The 16,804-nt window shown below is 64.3% G+C and carries 15 protein-coding genes, 1 tRNA gene and 1 pseudogene; 6 read left to right on the top strand and 11 right to left on the bottom strand.

Annotated features, from left to right (window positions below):
• Positions 1-77: 77 nt before the first annotated feature.
• Complete coding sequence (locus AIOL_RS03085; RefSeq protein ID WP_049641533.1) at positions 78-536, top strand: DUF4345 domain-containing protein; 459 nt, start codon at positions 78-80, stop codon at positions 534-536.
• Positions 537-538: 2 nt separating this feature from the next.
• On the opposite strand, the gene AIOL_RS03080 is transcribed toward AIOL_RS03085, so the two are convergent.
• Positions 539-2,008, bottom strand: coding sequence for a Do family serine endopeptidase (locus AIOL_RS03080; protein ID WP_049641946.1), 1,470 nt, complete (start codon positions 2,006-2,008; stop codon positions 539-541).
• Between the two features lie 562 nt (positions 2,009-2,570).
• Positions 2,571-2,655, bottom strand: a tRNA-Leu gene (locus AIOL_RS03075).
• 133 nt (positions 2,656-2,788) lie between these two features.
• On the opposite strand from AIOL_RS03075, the gene AIOL_RS03070 reads away from it, so the two are divergent.
• Both AIOL_RS03070 and AIOL_RS03065 read left to right on the top strand, forming a co-directional pair.
• Positions 2,789-3,067: a Hint domain-containing protein gene (locus AIOL_RS03070; RefSeq protein WP_049641532.1), complete on the top strand. Its 279-nt coding sequence runs from the start codon at positions 2,789-2,791 to the stop codon at positions 3,065-3,067.
• Between the two features lie 147 nt (positions 3,068-3,214).
• Complete coding sequence (locus tag AIOL_RS03065; protein ID WP_053101164.1) at positions 3,215-4,036, top strand: hypothetical protein; 822 nt, start codon at positions 3,215-3,217, stop codon at positions 4,034-4,036.
• Positions 4,037-4,089: 53 nt separating this feature from the next.
• Here AIOL_RS03065 and AIOL_RS03060 read toward each other — a convergent pair whose 3' ends face one another.
• The 4 genes and pseudogenes from AIOL_RS03060 to AIOL_RS03045 all read right to left on the bottom strand — a co-directional run bounded on the left by AIOL_RS03060 (position 4,090) and on the right by AIOL_RS03045 (position 7,604).
• Positions 4,090-4,434, bottom strand: coding sequence for a hypothetical protein (locus AIOL_RS03060; protein WP_049641531.1), 345 nt, complete (start codon positions 4,432-4,434; stop codon positions 4,090-4,092).
• 323 nt (positions 4,435-4,757) lie between these two features.
• Positions 4,758-5,108 carry a PilZ domain-containing protein gene (locus tag AIOL_RS03055; protein WP_049641530.1) on the bottom strand — a complete coding sequence of 117 codons (351 nt, stop codon included), beginning with the start codon at positions 5,106-5,108 and terminating at the stop codon, positions 4,758-4,760.
• A 56-nt stretch (positions 5,109-5,164) separates the two neighbouring features.
• A pseudogene (locus AIOL_RS26400) lies at positions 5,165-6,812 on the bottom strand (NAD(P)H-hydrate dehydratase).
• A 93-nt stretch (positions 6,813-6,905) separates the two neighbouring features.
• On the bottom strand, positions 6,906-7,604 hold the full coding sequence (locus tag AIOL_RS03045; RefSeq protein WP_049641529.1) for a DUF2314 domain-containing protein: 699 nt from the start codon (positions 7,602-7,604) through the stop codon (positions 6,906-6,908).
• 303 nt (positions 7,605-7,907) lie between these two features.
• Here AIOL_RS03045 and AIOL_RS03040 point away from each other — a divergent pair, with 303 nt between their 5' ends.
• The 3 genes from AIOL_RS03040 to AIOL_RS24815 all read left to right on the top strand — a co-directional run bounded on the left by AIOL_RS03040 (position 7,908) and on the right by AIOL_RS24815 (position 10,608).
• Positions 7,908-8,246, top strand: coding sequence for a P-II family nitrogen regulator (locus AIOL_RS03040; RefSeq protein WP_049641528.1), 339 nt, complete (start codon positions 7,908-7,910; stop codon positions 8,244-8,246).
• Between the two features lie 99 nt (positions 8,247-8,345).
• Positions 8,346-9,752, top strand: coding sequence for a type I glutamate--ammonia ligase (gene glnA, locus AIOL_RS03035; RefSeq protein WP_049641527.1), 1,407 nt, complete (start codon positions 8,346-8,348; stop codon positions 9,750-9,752).
• A 457-nt stretch (positions 9,753-10,209) separates the two neighbouring features.
• Positions 10,210-10,608, top strand: coding sequence for a hypothetical protein (locus AIOL_RS24815; RefSeq protein ID WP_152912327.1), 399 nt, complete (start codon positions 10,210-10,212; stop codon positions 10,606-10,608).
• Between the two features lie 1,389 nt (positions 10,609-11,997).
• Here the strand turns inward: AIOL_RS24815 and AIOL_RS03030 are convergent.
• From AIOL_RS03030 to rpiA, 5 genes are all read right to left on the bottom strand, one after another.
• Positions 11,998-12,192: a DUF2065 domain-containing protein gene (locus AIOL_RS03030; protein ID WP_049641526.1), complete on the bottom strand. Its 195-nt coding sequence runs from the start codon at positions 12,190-12,192 to the stop codon at positions 11,998-12,000.
• Positions 12,189-13,067, bottom strand: coding sequence for a protease modulator HflC (gene hflC, locus AIOL_RS03025; protein ID WP_049641525.1), 879 nt, complete (start codon positions 13,065-13,067; stop codon positions 12,189-12,191). The genes AIOL_RS03030 and hflC overlap by 4 nt, the downstream gene beginning before the upstream one ends.
• Positions 13,067-14,209 carry an FtsH protease activity modulator HflK gene (gene hflK, locus AIOL_RS03020; protein WP_049641524.1) on the bottom strand — a complete coding sequence of 381 codons (1,143 nt, stop codon included), beginning with the start codon at positions 14,207-14,209 and terminating at the stop codon, positions 13,067-13,069. Before hflK ends, hflC begins: the two co-directional genes overlap by 1 nt.
• Positions 14,210-14,270: 61 nt before the next feature.
• Positions 14,271-15,629, bottom strand: coding sequence for a glutathione-disulfide reductase (gene gor / locus AIOL_RS03015; RefSeq protein ID WP_049641523.1), 1,359 nt, complete (start codon positions 15,627-15,629; stop codon positions 14,271-14,273).
• Positions 15,630-15,928: 299 nt separating this feature from the next.
• A complete protein-coding gene (rpiA, locus tag AIOL_RS03010; protein WP_049641522.1) occupies positions 15,929-16,717 on the bottom strand; it encodes a ribose-5-phosphate isomerase RpiA in 789 nt (262 codons plus the stop codon).
• Positions 16,718-16,804 lie beyond the last annotated feature (87 nt).

Raw genomic sequence — 16,804 nt, 5'->3', positions numbered from 1 at the left:
ATGTGTACGCGTAATTTTTAATTTACAAGGCGCGTATAAAAATATACGCGTATATCAAATAATCGGAGAAGATCCCCATGACCGCACTCAAAGCCACCTTGCTGATAGCCGGCTCGATCATTGTTTGGCTTGGCCTGAATGTTGGGCTGGGCGGCATCGCCACCCTCGGGTGGCAGGGCGCCACGAACTTTGTCGCCGCGACAGACGCGCGGGTCTATGCGGTGCAGGACAACCATGTCCGGTTCATCGCCGGGGTCTGGACCGCTGTCGGGCTGCTGATGATCGCCGGGGCCATCGCGTTTCAGCAGCTGCGCGGCGTGCTGGTGGCGCTGACGGCGATGGTGTTTGTGGGTGGGCTGATGCGGCTATCCGCGGGTGATTTTGCCCTGTTGGCCAGCGCCAAGATCGCGCCGTCTCTTTTCGCCGAGCTGGTGCTGTTCCCGGCGCTTGGGCTTTGGATCGCGGGCGCCGGGGGCGACAAGAAGAAGGGGCGCCCGAACCGGACGCCCCCCCTGCATTCTTCGACTGAGGCCTAGGTTCAGCCGTCCAGCGTCAAGGCCACAAAGCGCGGCTCGCCGTTGCGGCGCACCAGCAGCAGCAGGGACTTGCGGCCCGCGTCCTTCGCCTCTGCGATGCGGTCCTCTAGGTCGGTGACGACGTTGACCTTCTGCTGGCCGGCCTCGGTGATGACGTCGCCCGCGCGCAGGCCCTTTTCATAGGCCTGGGCGGTCTCGTCCACTTCGCGCACGACGAGGCCCTCGGCGTCTTCGGCAAGGCCCAGCTGCTGGCGCAGCTCGTCGGACATGCCGGTCACGGTCAGGCCTAGCACGTCCTTCTCAACGGGCTCCTCCGGGGCGGCGGGCGCGGTGGCGGGGATCGCCCCCTCGGCCTCTTCGCGGCGCCCAAGCGTCACCGAAAGGGTGACCTCCTCGCCGCCGCGGAAGATGATCACGTCAACCGCCTTGCCCACGGCCGTGGCGCCCACGACGCGCACCAATTGGCGGGTGTCCTCGACCTCGGTGCCGTCGAAGGTCATGATCACGTCGCCGGATTCGATGCCCGCCTGCTTGGCGGGGCCATCGGGCACGTCGGTGACCAGCGCGCCGGAGGCCTTGACCAGGCCAAGCGCTTCGGCGGTGTCCTCGTCCACGTCCTGGATGCGCACGCCCAGCCAGCCGCGGCGGGTCTCGCCGAACTCCTGCAGCTGGTCCACCACCTTGGTTACCACGTTGGAGGCCATCGAGAAGCCGATGCCGATCGAGCCGCCATTCGGCGATAGGATCGCCGTGTTCACGCCGATCACGTCGCCGTCCATGTTGAACAGCGGGCCGCCCGAGTTGCCCCGGTTGATCGCCGCGTCGGTCTGGATGTAGTCGTCATAGCTGCCGCTCAGCGCGCGGTTGCGGGCCGAGATGATGCCCACCGAGACCGAGAAGCCCTGGCCCAGCGGGTTGCCCATGGCCATCACCCAGTCGCCCACGCGGGCGCCGTCGCTGTCGCCGAATTCCACGAACTCCAGCGGCGCGTCGACCTCGACCTTCAACAGCGCGATGTCGGTGTTGGGGTCGCGGCCGATCAGCGTCGCGTCCCGCTCCTCGCCCGAGAAGAACTCGATGGTGATCTCATCGGCGCCCTCGATCACGTGGTTATTGGTCACGATGAAGCCGTCCGCGGAGATCACAAAGCCCGAGCCCAGGGCCGACGAGCGCCGGGGGCGCCGCGGGTTGTCCTGGTTGCGGTCCATGAAGTCGCGGAAGAAATCCTCGAAGGGCGAGCCGTCGGGGACGCTAAGTTCAGGGGTGGTCGAGGCGGCCACATTGGTCGCCGTGGTGATGTTCACCACCGAGGGGCTGATCGTCTCCGCAAGGTCGGCAAAGCTGTCGGGGCGGCTCTGCGCCGGCGCCATGGTGGACTGCGCGATTAGGATCGCCAGGCCCATCAGGGCCGCCCAAAGCGCGCGCAGCTGCAGCGGCGGTTGGGCTGGTATGGGGAGTGCCTGAGGTGTCACGTTTTCTCTCCATTCTGTTGCACCCGCGATGGCAATGAGCGCGGGCGTTCTCATGTGGCTCAGCATTTAGATAGGGCTGCTCGAGCACAACACAATCCCGATCTCGTTCGCTCAAAGCCACGTGAGCGTCGTGTTACAATCATCCTTTAGCACCGAAGCATATACCAGAGGTTTATCGGGGATTGCGCAAAATGCCGCCGCGATGGACGGCAATTCGCATCTGCCGGGCGCCGCAACGCTTTGGCGCGGTTCGATCAAGGGGCCTCTCAGGCTGTGCTTGGGCGATGTTGCGGGCCCGAATCAACGCGCAGCACGACCCGCCCCGCCTTGTTTGCTCTGCAGGAGCTGTTTGAGCACCCCGCGATGCGCGCGCTGGGCCGGTTCGGCCCGCGGCCGAGTGCGGTCCGGGGAAGCGGCATTGGGGCCTGCGCGGTTCAAAGGACCGCGCTCCACTGAACTCGTCCGGGGCCGCATCGATTAGACCCCAAATGAGGGTGCCGGGACTCCGAAAATAACTCTTCCATACAAGGCTTTAGGGGGTTTCCGACCCGTCTGTTAGTCGTGGTGCGGGCGGGGAGACTCGAACTCCCACACCTTGCGGCGCCAGAACCTAAATCTGGTGCGTCTACCAATTCCGCCACGCCCGCGCGTGGCGGCTCATAGCAAAGCCCTGAAGGGGATGCGAGCGGAAAATCCGCCGCTTCGCGGGCAAATCGATGTCTTATTTCTGCCCAAATCGGATCGCATGCTCGGCGCAAGCAATTAAGTGGAGTCGATAATATGATGCACCCTCAGTCGCAATTCGAGATGTCCAACGCCACCGCGGTCGCCGCGCTTGGCCTGGCCCGCGGCACGGAAGTGATGACGCTGGACGGCATTCGCCGCGTCGAGACGCTGCACGAGGGCGATCGGATCGTCACGCGCACCGGCGCGCGCACGCTGCGCGGGGTGTCCCGGCGCGCCGCGGACAGCTTCTGCTTGGACTTCGACAAGCCGCAGGTGGTCTTCCTGGCCGAGGGCCAGGTCTATAGCGACAGCGGGCTGCCCTTCGCGGCCTAGACCTTCATCGACTCTCGACCGACACAGGCGGGCCGGAGCAATCCGGGCCCGCTTTGCTTTTGTTTGAACCCTATGCGCTCCCCGCGCGACCCATGGCCACCTCAGCAGAGATTTTCGCTGCGCAGATATTCCAGATAGGAGACCACCATGGTTCGCAAATTTATTCTCTCGGCGCTTGCCTCCGCCACCCTCGCGGGGCTGTCCCTGCCCGCCGCGGCGCAGTCCTGGGTGGCGCGCCACGGCATGTCCGCCGGGCAATACCAAAGCGCCTTCGACACGTTTACCGCCAAGGGCTACCGGCTGACCGATGTCAGCGCCTATAACGTCGGCGGCCAGGCCCGCTACGCGGCGATCTGGGCCAAGCAGGGCGGCCCCGCCTGGCAGGCCCGCCACGGGTTGAGCGCGGCCCAGTATCAGAAGGCCTTCGATGCGCTGGCGTCGCGCGGCTACGCCCCGGCCTTCCTGGACGGCATGGGCGGCGGCGCGGGTGTCTTTGCGGCGATGTGGCAAAAGAACAGCGCGCCCTTCGTGGCGCGCCATGGCCTGTCCTCCGCGCAATACCAGGCCGAGTTCACCAAATGGACCTCCAGGGGCTACCGGCTGGTGGACGTGTCCGGCTACCAGGCCGGAGGCAAGGCGCGCTACGCCGCGATCTGGAAAAAGCAGCCCGGCGGCGCCTATGTTGCCCGCCACGACATGAGCCCGGCGCAGTACCAGCAGGCCTCCAACACGTTCACCGCGCAGGGCTACAAGCCGGTGCATGTTGACGGGTTCTCCGTCGGCGGGCAGCCGCGCTTCGCGGCGATCTGGGCCAAGCAGGGCGGCGCCTATGTCGCGCGCCACGGCTTGACCGGATCCGGCTACCAGGCCGAGTTCGACACCTGGCGGGCCAAGGGCTACCGGTTGGTGGACGTCTCTGGCTACAACCAGGGCGGCCAGGCCCGCTACGCCGCGATCTGGCATAAATAGCCCGCTGGAACCGGACCAAACGCCTCATGGGCGCGCCCTACAGGGGCGCGCCTTCACGTCTCGCGGGACCGGCCCGCGGGCGTACCAGAGCCGAGGCCCTCAGCGGCGCCCGCAGCCCCGGCACGCCTGGGGAGCTGGCGCAGCATCGCCAGCTCTACCTCTCCAAGCGCGCGATCAACATGGACCCCCGCCAGGCTCTTGCGCACCCATTCCACCCGACCCTGGCGCCCGGTGCCCGCGAAAAGCAGCTTCACGTCCTGGCCCTTCCTAAGGTCCTGGCAATCGGTGAGGCAGAGCCCGTGGCGCCCGACGTTCCTGACCGTCACAAGCTGCTCTCCATCGGCGCTAAAGAGCACCAATTTGAAGTCGACCGGCCAGCGGGGTTTGCGAAACTTCATAAGAGAGCCTCTCACTTTATGGCGTCCGGGCTTTAGGCTGCGATCTCAAGCAAAGCCGGGGCGCGCATAGGCGCGGATCACGCCGCGCATCTCGTCTACGCCCAGCCACTCGGTCCACAAACCGCCACAGCACCTCTCCATCTCCCACGCCGCCCGCCCTTGCAGGCCGCAGCGGTCCAACTTGCATCGCGGCGTGGCGTTGCTTCGAACGGCTTTGCCCTTGCAAGCAAACTCCGCGCAGGGCGGCGTTCTTGCGCCATGCCGGGCCCAGGCCATCGGTGCCCCGAAGCTTGGCCCACAAACCGGCGCCCCGGCCAAGCGCCCTAGGCGCGGGGGCGTCCTGCACTGGCGTCCCTTGGTCGCTTGCCAATGCCGTCCAGCTCCGACCCGTCGAACAGTTTGCGCCGCATGCCGCGCAGCTGCGCCAGAACGGCCTCTGGGATGGGCTCGTCCAGCCATACGCCAAAGACGCCATCGGCGGCCCAACAGACGGTCCCGGCGGCTTTGCGCGAAAGCACCTCGCATTGGATCCGGTCGCCGCGCGCCACCTCCATCGCGCTGGAGATGCCAACGCCCCGCGCGCCAACGTTCACGATTGTCCCATCGAAGGCGCCCTTGCCCTTCTCAATGCGCGTATCGGCGTGCGTGGGCCACCTTGGTTCTCTGTATTGCATCGCTCAATCACCTGGCTATCCGCGCCTAAACTTAGCGCGATTCCCTTTACGGCTGACTAATGCGCGGCCGGTTTCCCCGCCTGGGAGAGCAGGCTTTGCAGCACATGCGGTAGGGTTTCCGGCAGATCCTCGGCGATCAGGCCGGGACCAAACGCGCGGGCGCATTCGGCGTGCAGCCAGGCCGCGGTCTCGGCGGCGGTGCGGGGCTCAAAGCCGCGCGCCAGGAGCCCGGCGATGAAGCCTGCCAGCACATCTCCCGCCCCCGCGGTGGCCAGCCAGGGGGCCGCATCCGCGTCGCGCGCGGCGCTCGTGCTGGCGCGCCCCTCCGGATCGGCGATGACGGTGTCCGCGCCCTTATGCAGCACCGTGCAGCCCGCCGCGCGCGCCGCCGCCCGCGTGGCGTCGAGCTTGGAGTAGGCCGGGCCCTCGGCGGCGGGCGCGGCCAGCCGCGCGGCGATGTCGGGAAAGAGCCGCGCGAATTCGCCGCCATGGGGCGTCAGCACGCAGCTTTTGTGCAGAAGGGCGCGCAGGTCGTCATGCTGGGCCACAAGGGTCAGCGCGTCGGCGTCAAGCACCGTGGCCCGCGCGCTCCTCAGCCCGGCCTCTACGAGGCGACGGGCCTCCTCGCCGGTGCCCAGCCCCGGCCCGATGCATAGCGCGTTGATGCGGTTGTCCTGAAGGATCGCGCCGAGCCCCTCGGCGCCGTCCACCCGGGTCAGCATGATGGCGTTAAGCTGCGCGGCGTTCTCGATCAGCGCCGCCGGGGGGCAGCCGAGCGTGACCAGCCCCGCCCCGATGCGCAGCGCGCCGCGCGCGGCCAGCCGCGCTGCCCCGCCGCGGCCCACGCCGCCCGCCAGCACCAGCGCATGCCCATGGTCGTATTTATGCTGGTGCTCTGCCTTGGCGAGCCTGGAGATGATTTCGGGCGTCAGCATTTGCGTATTTGGAACAAGGTGAAGCTCAAAGTCCGATATCCTTTACGACGACTTTACCGCAATATCCGACTCGATCACCCATCAGATGGCCCGGCTTCAGTTTGTGGAACGTGACTGTTAGATGCGACGCCCAGGGCCCGAAGTTTTCTCCGGTGTCAGAATGAATACCGCTCGGAATATCAACCGCAACAAAGAGGTCTGACTGCGGGTGATCCCTGGGATCGTTTAGGCCCGCAGGCATCAGGGCGCGCCAGACATTCTCTGTGTCAGCCGGCATCTCGCGAGACATTCCGATCCCAAACAGCGCGTCTATGACAACGTAGCGTGGCTCCTGTGGCCAATCATAGTCCCAGCTCTGCGCAATTGCTGCATCGTCCCAAGGGACGCTCTGCCCAATTGCGTTCCAACGTTGGTAGTTTTCCAGGGCATCCGGCGGCAGCCGCTCAGGATCGCCGTAAAAGAACACCTCCACCTTCCAGCCGCGCCCGTGCAACAGGCGCGCGACGACGAACCCGTCGCCGCCATTGTTGCCCGGTCCGCAGAGCACCACGGCCCGTGGCGCGCCCTGATCTTCTCTGGTTTCTAAATATCCCGGGGAGCGCGAGGGGCTGGCCCCTCGCTCCGCGCTCTCCAACTCGGGCCACTCCTCCAGGATCGCCTCCACCACGCCCCGCCCCGCGCGCTCCATCAGCTCCAGCCCGGTGACGCGCCCGCTGGCGATGGCCTCCTGCTCAAGCGCGCGCATCTCGGCGGCGGTGATGGTCTCCATGGCGCACGCTCCAAGCTTAAAGGACCGGTACAACTTGCACCGGCCCTGCACTCAAAGCAATCGTTACGCACCTCTGTTGGGCGGCGCGGTGGTTCAGCTTGCGCCGACGCCGAGGCCCCAGTGCATCGCGTCGAGCGCCTCAGGGGCCGCGGCGCTGTCGTCATCGCCGGGCGTCGGGCCGGGCGTCGGGCCGTGCGTCGGGCCGGGCGTCGGGCCGGGCGTCGGAAAGGGCGCGGCCACGGGCCAGACGGCGGGCTCTGCGGGCTCGGCCAGCCAGGCGCGCAACCCGGCCTGCTCCTGCTCGGGCAAGTCGCCGATCGTGGCGCGGATCGAGTAGAAACCGTAGCCCTTGCCGTCCGCGGCAAAGCCCCAATCGGTGATCTGCGCGTATGCGAACTCCACCCGGTTGCCCTCTGACAGGCCCGGCAGATCCGCGGGCGCGGCGTCCAGGGCGCCGCTAAGGCCCGCCTCCGCGTCGCCCTCCAGGTCGCGCACCCAGATGTCCTCTACGGCGCTCTCGCCCTGCAGCGCGACCCTTAGCGAGACGCGCGACCAGCCCTCGGGCGGGGTCTTGGCGGCCGCCAGGAAGAGCGGCAGGCTGCGGCGCGCCGACAGGGACGCGGCCGTCGCCGGGGCGGGGTCGGCGCCTGGCTCCACCGCCGGGGCCTCTGGCGCGGCGAGGCTAGCCGAGAACGCCTCTGAGGTTTTGGGCAGGTAGCCCGTGTTTTGCCCGGCGACGCCAAAGGCGACGCCTCCGGTCAGAATTCCAATGATCAAATTCCCAAGGTTCATGGCAGTGACCTTTGCTAAAATGCGGGCCTTCGGGCCCTATCGCGTTCCGATTTGAGCAGGTAAAAGCGGCGTAAGCACGGCGCCCGCGTTGCGATTTTGTGCCCGTCTTTGCGCCCCGCCGGGGCGGATGGGGCCGTCGCGGCGCGGGGCTTTTCGCAATCTGCCCCGATCTTTGGCATTGTGCCCAAAATTTAGGCGTTATGTGGGAAATGACCGATATGCCCGGCCCGCACGCCAAGGCCCGAGTTGTCCCGCGCGGGCAGAGATGATCGGAAAGTCGAGAAACGTATTAGGAGCCGCCACATGAAAAAAATCGAAGCGATCATTAAACCGTTCAAGCTTGACGAGGTGAAGGAGGCGCTCCAGGAGATCGGCGTGCAGGGCCTTTCGGTGATCGAGGTGAAGGGTTTCGGGCGCCAGAAGGGCCATACCGAGCTCTATCGCGGCGCGGAATATGTCGTGGACTTCCTGCCCAAGGTGAAGATCGAGGTGGTGCTGGGCGACGACCAGGTCGAACCCGCCATCGAGGCCATCGTGGGCGCCGCCAAGACCGACAAGATCGGCGACGGCAAGATTTTTGTGTCCTCCGTTGAGCAGGCGATCCGCATCCGGACCGGCGAGGCGGGCGAGGACGCGCTGTAACACCGTCCCGGGCCTGAGACCCGGGGCCTCTAATCGAATTGACCCTCTAAACCCCCGGATCTGCCATCCGGGGCGAACTGTGAAAGGACCGATAGGGAAATGAGCAAAGCAGACGTTCTTAAGACGATCCGCGATGAGGACGTGGAATACGTCGACATCCGGTTCACCGACCCGCGCGGCAAGCTGCAGCACGTCACCGTGATGAGCGACCAGGTGGACGAGGACTTCCTCGACGAGGGGTTCATGTTCGACGGCTCGTCGATCGCCGGCTGGAAGTCGATCGACCAGTCCGACATGAAGCTGATGCCCGACTGCGACAGCGCCTATATGGACCCGTTCTTCGCCGAGAAGACCCTGGCGGTGCATTGCTCGATCGTGGAGCCCGACACCGGCGAGGCCTATGACCGCGACCCGCGCGGCACCGCCGAGAAGGCCGAGGCCTACCTGAAGTCGACCGGCATCGGCGACGTGTCCTATTTCGGCCCCGAGGCCGAGTTCTTCCTGTTCGACGACGTGCGCTATAGCGTGGAGATGAACAAGGTGAGCTACCAGGTGGACGCGCTGGACGCCTCCTGGAACACCGACACCGAGTACGAGATGGGCAATATGGGCCACCGCCCGGGCATCAAGGGCGGCTACTTCCCCGTGCCGCCGGTGGATGACGGCCAGGACATCCGCTCCGAGATGCTGTCCACCATGAAGCGCATGGGCATGAAGGTCGACAAGCACCACCACGAGGTGGCGAGCTGCCAGCACGAGCTGGGCCTGATCTTCTCGTCGCTGACCGCGCAGGGCGACCACCTGCAGAAGTACAAATACGTGATCCACAACGTGGCGCAGGCCTATGGCAAGTCGGCCACCTTCATGCCCAAGCCCATCGCGGGCGACAACGGCACCGGCATGCATGTGAACATGTCGATCTGGAAGGACGGCAAGCCGCTCTTTGCGGGCGACAAGTATGCCGACCTCAGCCAGGAGGCGCTCTACTTCATCGGCGGCATCCTCAAGCACGCCAAGGCGCTGAACGCGTTCACCAACCCGTCGACCAACAGCTACAAGCGCCTGATCCCGGGCTTCGAGGCGCCCGTGCTGCGCGCCTACTCGGCCCGGAACCGCTCCGGCTGCGTGCGGATCCCGTGGACGGAGAGCCCCAAGGCCAAGCGCGTGGAGGCCCGCTTCCCCGACCCGGCGGCGAACCCCTACCTGTGCTTCGCGGCGCTCCTGATGGCGGGCCTGGACGGCATCCAGAACAAGATCGACCCGGGTCCGGCGATGGACAAGGACCTCTACGACCTGCCGCCAGAGGAACTGGCCGGCATCCCCACCGTCTGCGCGTCCCTGCGCGAGGCGATGGAGGAGCTGGAGGCCGACATGGACTTCCTGCTGGCCGGCGACGTCTTCACCCGCGACCAGATCGAGGGCTACATGGAGCTCAAGTGGGAAGAGATCTACGCCTACGAGCACACGCCACACCCGATGGAATTCAAGATGTACTACAGCTGCTAAGCTTAGGCGGTGGGCAGAATTGCCCACCCTACGCGGCACAGCGCAACATCTCGTAGGGCGGGACTTGTCCCGCCTGCGTTCCAAGACACAAAGGGCGTCCCAACCGGGGCGCCTTTTCCTTTTGGAAGTGGCGGAAGACCGCAGTTCTTTGAGGCCTCGAAAGCGCTCCCGCCCCAAACTGAGAGGGGACCCCTACAGCCTAGCCAATGATCAAACCTCTACAGCACCGCAAGTCCGCTTCGAGCCAAACGTGTCCGATGCTGCAAGAAGCATGAACGGCGGCTTTACTTCAGATCGAGGGGGCGGTGGGAAGTCACCCCAGAACATGGACGCAGCACTGGATATATGTTGCGGAAAACTCAGTTCTCCAAAGACGTATATATTCTGGCCCAGACTAAAGTTTACATCCCCTTTAAGTGCATCTAGAGATTGTGAAAACCAACGCCAAGGATTTCTCATGCGATATACCGCACCTCTCTTGATTGCCGCCACGTTTCTTTCGGCTTGCGGTGGGCCACAACTGTCGTCCGAACAAAGGGCACAGCGGGCCACCAATATCGCAAACACGGATGCAGCATTGGCTACGGCTCGGACTGTAAGCGTAAATGGCAAGACATTCCGCGTTGCGCACGTGACCCAACGAAATCAAGCGCTTGTTGAGCTTGTTGGAGCATCTATTCCATATTTCGTTGCCGATGTAGAGGCTGCATCACGCGCGGCAACAGGATGCAATGGTACATTTAATGCTGGAGTTCTGGCTTTTTTAGGTGGAAACATAGCAACGACTGACCTTGCCGATTTGCGCACCAAAGTTTCGGGCCGCTTTGATGGCTGGGCAGTAAGTCTAGCCTGCTAATCATGCACGTCATGAGGTCGGGAACGATATTAGCCATTGCCTTCTTGGTCACGGGTTGTACGGGTCAGCAACCGAATTCTGATGTTGCCAGTGCGATTGCCGAAGTAACGTCTCGCGAAAACAAATTCCCCGATTACCCTAAACCTAACACAACCTATTTGTCTTTTTCTCAGGCGCATGGGTTTCAGGTAAATTACCTGGCACCACAAGGAAAAGCTTGGCTTTGGTACCCCGGAAACCAACGCGGGGTACCAGAAGAGTACAAACAGGATGTGGTCTCAGGACAAGACGCCATCTGTTGGAGACATCCTTCCAACAGCTATAACCCGGTGACTCGCACGCAAGGCGGCGCGTTTGCATGTCAGAGCCTAGCTCTTTCGCAGCGCACAATCGTAGCCGCCCTGCCGGGTGATCCATTTTTACTTAGCAGCGGACGAGTACCCCACACACTCGAACGCTGCAACGCACCGTCGTTGTTTACCTTCAACCGAAGTACAATTTCGTGCTGAGGCGTTGCTTCCATAAAACCGCCGCCTATTGCGATCTTCCCAAAAAGCGGACATCGGCGCAGGCATAGTAAACGGCAGTTAAGTCCGCGAAGCTGCCATCTAAGCTCCCCACCGCGCGGGCTGTTAACCATGGGCTTTGCCGACACCCCACCCGACAGGAGTCCGACGTTTTGCCGACAAAAGTCCGACACTGCTTTCGCCAATGAAATAAGGCGTTAACCCCCGACTCGGAGGTCGGAGCGGCTCGGCGGGTTCAGACACTGTTAAGGTCTCGGCCCGCATCCCTACCGCCTGCGCCACCCTGTGCGAGGCGATGGGGGAGGCGGGGGTCGACATGGGCTTCTTGCTGGGCGGCGACGTCTTCACCTGCGACCAGATCGAGGGTGCTTGATTCACATTTCAAGTGCGACACCGATTGTTGAGCGGGGCGGTGGGCAGGATTGCCCACCCTACGCAATCCAAAGAGGGGCGCTCTTTTGGCATCCTGGGTACGGCAATCTGGAGCTCATTCTATCGTACACTCGCCTCCCTCGGATGGAACCTCTGGAAGGGCGGAGGGGTCCGAAGAGGCTTTTGCCGAACGGGCATTTACCGCAGCCAAGAGCCAAGGCCCGAAACGATACGGCACAGATGAACAAACACCGATCCTACGTACAGTGTATTCCTTCAGGAACACCTCCGCTTGGCAGAGGTCATTTGCAAGAGTCTTGCACTTTCCTTGCGAGGAAAGTCCGGCCTGCGGGCCGGTGAAAGGTTGCGGCTAAAGCATCAACTCTGGAGGTGTCGAAGAAACTCTTGCAAGAGTTTCGCAATTTTCTTGCAAGAAAATTGCGGCGCTCCATTGCGCGCGAGCGGCCAAACGCCACGCCATTCGAGCCCTCTAGAGCCCCCACCACCGGGCAAGCGACACCAGCGCCACGCCTAAGGCCAGCGCGGTCAGCCCGATCAGCCGCCGCGCCTCTGGCGGAACAGAGCGCAGCGCCTCCAGCAGGTCCTCCAAACGCGAAGGGGCCAGTGCGAACACCAGCCCCTCGATCACAAGCACCAGGCCGAGGCCCAAGAGCAGCCAGCTCACTGAGCTGGCACCCCGGTATTCGACTTCAGGTAGTCAAAGAACTCGCTGTCGGGCGAGATCACCAGCGTGGAGTTCGAGCCGTCCAGCGAATTCTCGTAGGCCGAGAGCGAGCGGTAGAAGGCGAAGAACTCTGGATCGCGGCCGAAGGCGTCCGCAAAGATCGCGTTCCGGCGCGCGTCGGCCTCACCGCGGATGATCGAGGCGTTCTTGGCGGCCTCGGACGTGGTCTCGACCACGGTCCGGTCGGCCTGGGCGCGCACGCGCTGCGCGGCCTCGTTACCGCGGGCGATCTCGTCGGCGGCCTCGCGCTCCCGCTCCGCGCGCATCCGCTCGAAGGTGGCCGCGAGGTTCTGCTCTGGCAGGTCGGCGCGCTTGATCCGCACGTCGACAACCTCGATGCCCAGCGACAGGGCCTGACCGCGCGACTGGTCGCGGATCCGGTTCATCAGGGCAACACGGTCAGAGCTAAGCACCGCGCCGGAGTTCACCGAACCCAGCACCTCGCGCAGCTCGGCGTTGAGGATGCGCTCCAGGCGGGACGCGCCCGCGGCCTCGCCGCCGGTGCCCACGGCGCGGCGGAACCGCACCGGGTCGTTGATGCGCCAGCGCGCGAAGGCATCCACGCGCAGACGGCGGTCATCCAGCGGCGTGACTTCAAGCTCTTGGGTGTCCAGGGGCAGGATGCGGTCGTCATAGTAGACGATCTCGTGCAGCACCGGGATCTTGAAGTAGAGACCGGGCTCTTCGATCACCGCGGTGACCTCACCGAACCAGAGCCGCAGGGCCTTCTGGCGCTCGTCCACGATATAGAGCGCGCTGATCAGAACTGCGCCGATGACCACGAGGATCGGCAGGATAAAGGTGGTACGGCGCATCAGTTGTTCCCTCCGCGGCGAAGTTCATTCAGGGGCAGGTAGGGCACGACGCCCTGGCCTGAGCCGCTGGCGCCCTCGTCAATGATGATCTTTTCGACGTTCGACAGCACGCGTTCCATCGTCTCGAGGTAGAGGCGCTTGCGCGTCACCTCCTCGGCCTTGGAGTACTCGTCATAGACCGCGATAAAGCGCGCGGCCTCACCCTCGGCCTCGTTGACAACCCGGGCGCGATAGCCTTCGGCCTCTTCGAGAAGCTGCGCGGCCTCACCACGGGCGGCGGCCAGCCGCTCGTTGGCGTAGCGGTCGGCCTGCTTTTCAAGCGTGTCGCGGGTCTGCTCGGCGGCCTGCACCTCGCGGAAGGCGTCGATCACCTCGCGCGGGGGGTCGGCTTTCTCAAAGTTCACCCGGACGATGTTCACGCCGCTCTCGTAGCTGTCCAGCGTCGCCTGGATCAGCTCGGCCAGCTCGGCCACGATGATCCCGCGATCCCGGTTGAGGATCGGCGCCAGGTTCGAGCGCGCGATGATCTCGCGCATCGCCGATTCGGACACCGCAGTGATGGTCTCTTCCGGTGCGGCCAGGTTGAAGGTGAACTTCTGCAGATCGGCGATGTTCCAGACCACCTGGAAGTCGATATCCACGATGTTCTCGTCCCCGGTCAGCATCAGGCCTTCGCCGGCGCGGGCGCCGATCTCCAGGGTGTTCTCGGTCGTGACCGAGCGGATCTCCTTGGTCACGATGGGCCAAGGCGCAAAGTTCAGACCCTCGTTGCCGGTCTGCACGTATTCGCCGAACAGCAGCTCTACTGATTGCTGCGAGGTGTCCACGCGGTAGAAGCTCTGGAACAGCCAAAGCACCACCAGCACCAGCACGCCAAGGCCGATCGTGCCGCGCGTCAGGCGCGGGCCACCGCCGCCGCCGGTGCCGTTGTCGCGGCCATTGCCGCCGCGGCCGCCCATCAGGACGCGCAGCTGCTCTTGGCCCTTCTTCATGATCTCGTCGATCTCAGGGATCTGCGGCCCGTCGCCGCCGCCCTGGCCAGGCCGACGGCCACCGCCGTTGTTCCTGCCACCGCGGTCGTCATCCCCGCCGCCGCGATTGCCACCGCCGCCGCCCCAGGGTCCACCATTATTGCCGGACATCGATTTCCCTTCGCCAAGTATATGGGTTTGGGTTGCTAACTGTGCCTATTGAGTCCAAAAATCAAGCGGTACGGGTAGGAGTCTTCATTAAAACTACTTCCTCGGACATGGTGGGGTGCACCGCGACGGTGGCGTCAAAGTCCTCTTTGGTGGCGCCCATCTTAACCGCGACGCCCACCATCTGGATCAGCTCGCCCGCGCCATCGGCGATGATATGCGCGCCCAGGATCTTGCGGTTGGCCTTGGAGACGATGAGCTTAAAGAGCACGCGTTCCTCCTTACCAATAAAGGCGTTCTGCATCGGGCGGAAGGCGGCGCAGTAGACCTCGATCTCCTCCTGCTCGGCGGCTTGCTCCTCGGTCAGGCCCACCGCGCCGTATTCCGGCTGGGTGAAGATCGCGGAGGCGACATTGCTGTGATCGACCTTGGTTGGGTTGCCCTTGAACACGGTTTCGACGAAGGCGGCGCCCTCGCGGATCGCCACCGGTGTCAGATTGACGCGGTCGGTCACGTCTCCGACAGCGAAGATCGAGGGGATGTTGGTCTGCGAGTAGTCATCGACCAGGATCTTGCCGCCGCGGCCCAGCTTTACGCCCGCCTCTTCCAGGCCCAGGCCTTGCGTGTTGGGCGTGCGCCCGGTGGCGTAGATCACCTTGTCATAGACCGCCTGGTCTCCGTTGCTGGCCTTCACCCAGATGCCGCCGTCGCGCTGCTCCATGGCCATCACATCGGTGCCCACATGCAGGTTCACCCCGCGGCCCTGCATCAGCTCGGCGATATGGCCGCGCGCCTCCTCGTCAAAGCCGCGCAGCACCTGCGCGCCGCGGTAATACTGCGTCGTGGCCACGCCCAGCCCGTTGAAGATGCAGGCAAACTCGCAGGCGATGTAACCGCCGCCGACGATCAGGATCGACTTGGGCAGCTCCTCCATCAGGAACACGTCGTTCGAGGTGCCCGCCAGCTCGATGCCCGGTGTCTCGGCGGGCTTGAACGGGGTGCCGCCGGTGGCAACCAGGATGTGCTTGGTGGTGTGGCGCGAGCCGTCCGCCAATTGCACGGTGTGCGGGTCCACAATGGTCGCCCGCTGGTCATATATCGTGGTCCCGGGGCGCCCCAGATTGGTGCGATAGATCCCCTCTAGCCGGTCGAGCTCCGAGCGCATATGCGGCCAGAACTTCTGCCAGTCGAATTCGCCGCCCGTGACGTCCCAGCCGTATTTCGCGGCCTCGTCCATGCGCTCGGAATAGCCGCTGGCGAAGACCATCAGCTTTTTGGGCACGCAGCCGCGGATCACGCAGGTGCCGCCCATGCGGTATTCCTCGGCCAGGGCGACCTTGGCGCCGGTCTCTGCCGCCACGCGGCCCGCGCGCACGCCGCCCGAGCCCCCGCCGATCACAAAGAGATCATAGTCAAAGCTCATGCTGCGCTCCTTTTTCGGCCCCTGCGGCCAATGCGAGACGGGCGCAACCTATGAACGGCCATCTGCGAAAGCAACCGGCGCGGGCGGCGAGTTCGGTGCGTCGGCGCAGGGTGCCGTCGCAGCGGGGCTGCGCACGGTGTGTTAACCATGCCGTTTTCGGGCGGCGTGCCCGACGGAAGTCCGACGTTTTGCCGACAAAAGTCCGACACCGGATTTGTCATAAGAATAAGGGATTAACCCCCGATTCGCGGCAATTGCGCCGCGCATCGGTAAGATGTCGTTAACCTGACGTGGTTTGCTTAGTCGGAGAGGTCCGAGAACATGTTGTCGCTCTCAGAGAACTCAATCCGGTCTTCCTCGTGGGTGCCGGAATTGATGTCGTTCACCTCCACGCGCCCGTCGCCATGGCCGATCACCACGACGTCACAGATGTCGATGAACAGGCCGTTCTCAACGACGCCGGGGATCTGGTTCAGGATCAGCGTGATCTGGCGCGGGTTGGCGATGCGATGCAGGTGCAGGTCGACGATAAAGTTGCCCTCGTCGGTCACAAAGGGCGCGTCGCCATTCAGCCGCAAGGTGACGTTGTCGCCCAGCACGTCCAGCCCGCCGAGCGTCTCCTCGATCAGCGCCTTGGAGGTCTGCCAGCCGAAGGGTACGACCTCGACCGGCAGCGGGTAAGCCCCTAATCTCTCGACCTTTTTCGAGGCGTCGGTGATCACGATCATGCGGTCGCTGGCGGTGGCCACGATCTTTTCCTGCAACAGCGCCCCGCCGCCGCCCTTGATCAGGTTGAGGTCGGGGTCAAACTCGTCGGCACCGTCAATGGTCAGGTCCAGCCACTTGGCCTCGTCCAAGGTCGCGGTCTTCAAGCCCAGCTTCTGGGCCAGGTCCGCGGTGCGGGTGGAGGTCGGAACGCCCACCACCTTGAGCCCGTCATCATGCACCAGCTCGGCCAGGCAGCGCACCATCCAGGCCGCCGTCGAGCCCGTCCCGAGGCCAACCTTCATGCCGTCCTCGACGAATTCCACCGCGCGCTTGGCGGCCACGAATTTCGCGGTGTCGATCGGCGACAATGCTCCGGACATTTGGCTGCTCCATCTTAACTTTTTGGGGTTATACCAGCCCCGGCAGTCAAGGACAGAGGGAATTATTGGCAATTGTCCAAGTCGCAT

Origin of the sequence: Candidatus Rhodobacter oscarellae (assembly GCF_001078595.1) — a bacterium.
Lineage (GTDB): Bacteria > Pseudomonadota > Alphaproteobacteria > Rhodobacterales > Rhodobacteraceae > Rhodobacter_B > Rhodobacter_B oscarellae.
Note: the sequence above shows the minus strand (reverse complement) of the source record. Positions and strands in the feature narration are given on the sequence as shown.

What these genes read in the sequence shown, in the direction of transcription:
- AIOL_RS24815 (WP_152912327.1), top strand. Translation starts at nt 10,210, where the DNA reads ATGCGATATACCGCACCTCTCTTGATTGCCGCCACGTTTCTTTCGGCT.
- AIOL_RS03065 (WP_053101164.1), top strand. Translation starts at nt 3,215, where the DNA reads ATGGTTCGCAAATTTATTCTCTCGGCGCTTGCCTCCGCCACCCTCGCG.
- hflC (WP_049641525.1), bottom strand. Translation starts at nt 13,067, where the DNA reads ATGCGCCGTACCACCTTTATCCTGCCGATCCTCGTGGTCATCGGCGCA.
- AIOL_RS03055 (WP_049641530.1), bottom strand. Translation starts at nt 5,108, where the DNA reads ATGCAATACAGAGAACCAAGGTGGCCCACGCACGCCGATACGCGCATT.
- gor (WP_049641523.1), bottom strand. Translation starts at nt 15,629, where the DNA reads ATGAGCTTTGACTATGATCTCTTTGTGATCGGCGGGGGCTCGGGCGGC.
- glnA (WP_049641527.1), top strand. Translation starts at nt 8,346, where the DNA reads ATGAGCAAAGCAGACGTTCTTAAGACGATCCGCGATGAGGACGTGGAA.
- rpiA (WP_049641522.1), bottom strand. Translation starts at nt 16,717, where the DNA reads ATGTCCGGAGCATTGTCGCCGATCGACACCGCGAAATTCGTGGCCGCC.
- AIOL_RS03085 (WP_049641533.1), top strand. Translation starts at nt 78, where the DNA reads ATGACCGCACTCAAAGCCACCTTGCTGATAGCCGGCTCGATCATTGTT.
- AIOL_RS03040 (WP_049641528.1), top strand. Translation starts at nt 7,908, where the DNA reads ATGAAAAAAATCGAAGCGATCATTAAACCGTTCAAGCTTGACGAGGTG.
- AIOL_RS03060 (WP_049641531.1), bottom strand. Translation starts at nt 4,434, where the DNA reads ATGAAGTTTCGCAAACCCCGCTGGCCGGTCGACTTCAAATTGGTGCTC.
- hflK (WP_049641524.1), bottom strand. Translation starts at nt 14,209, where the DNA reads ATGTCCGGCAATAATGGTGGACCCTGGGGCGGCGGCGGTGGCAATCGC.
- AIOL_RS03045 (WP_049641529.1), bottom strand. Translation starts at nt 7,604, where the DNA reads ATGAACCTTGGGAATTTGATCATTGGAATTCTGACCGGAGGCGTCGCC.
- AIOL_RS03070 (WP_049641532.1), top strand. Translation starts at nt 2,789, where the DNA reads ATGATGCACCCTCAGTCGCAATTCGAGATGTCCAACGCCACCGCGGTC.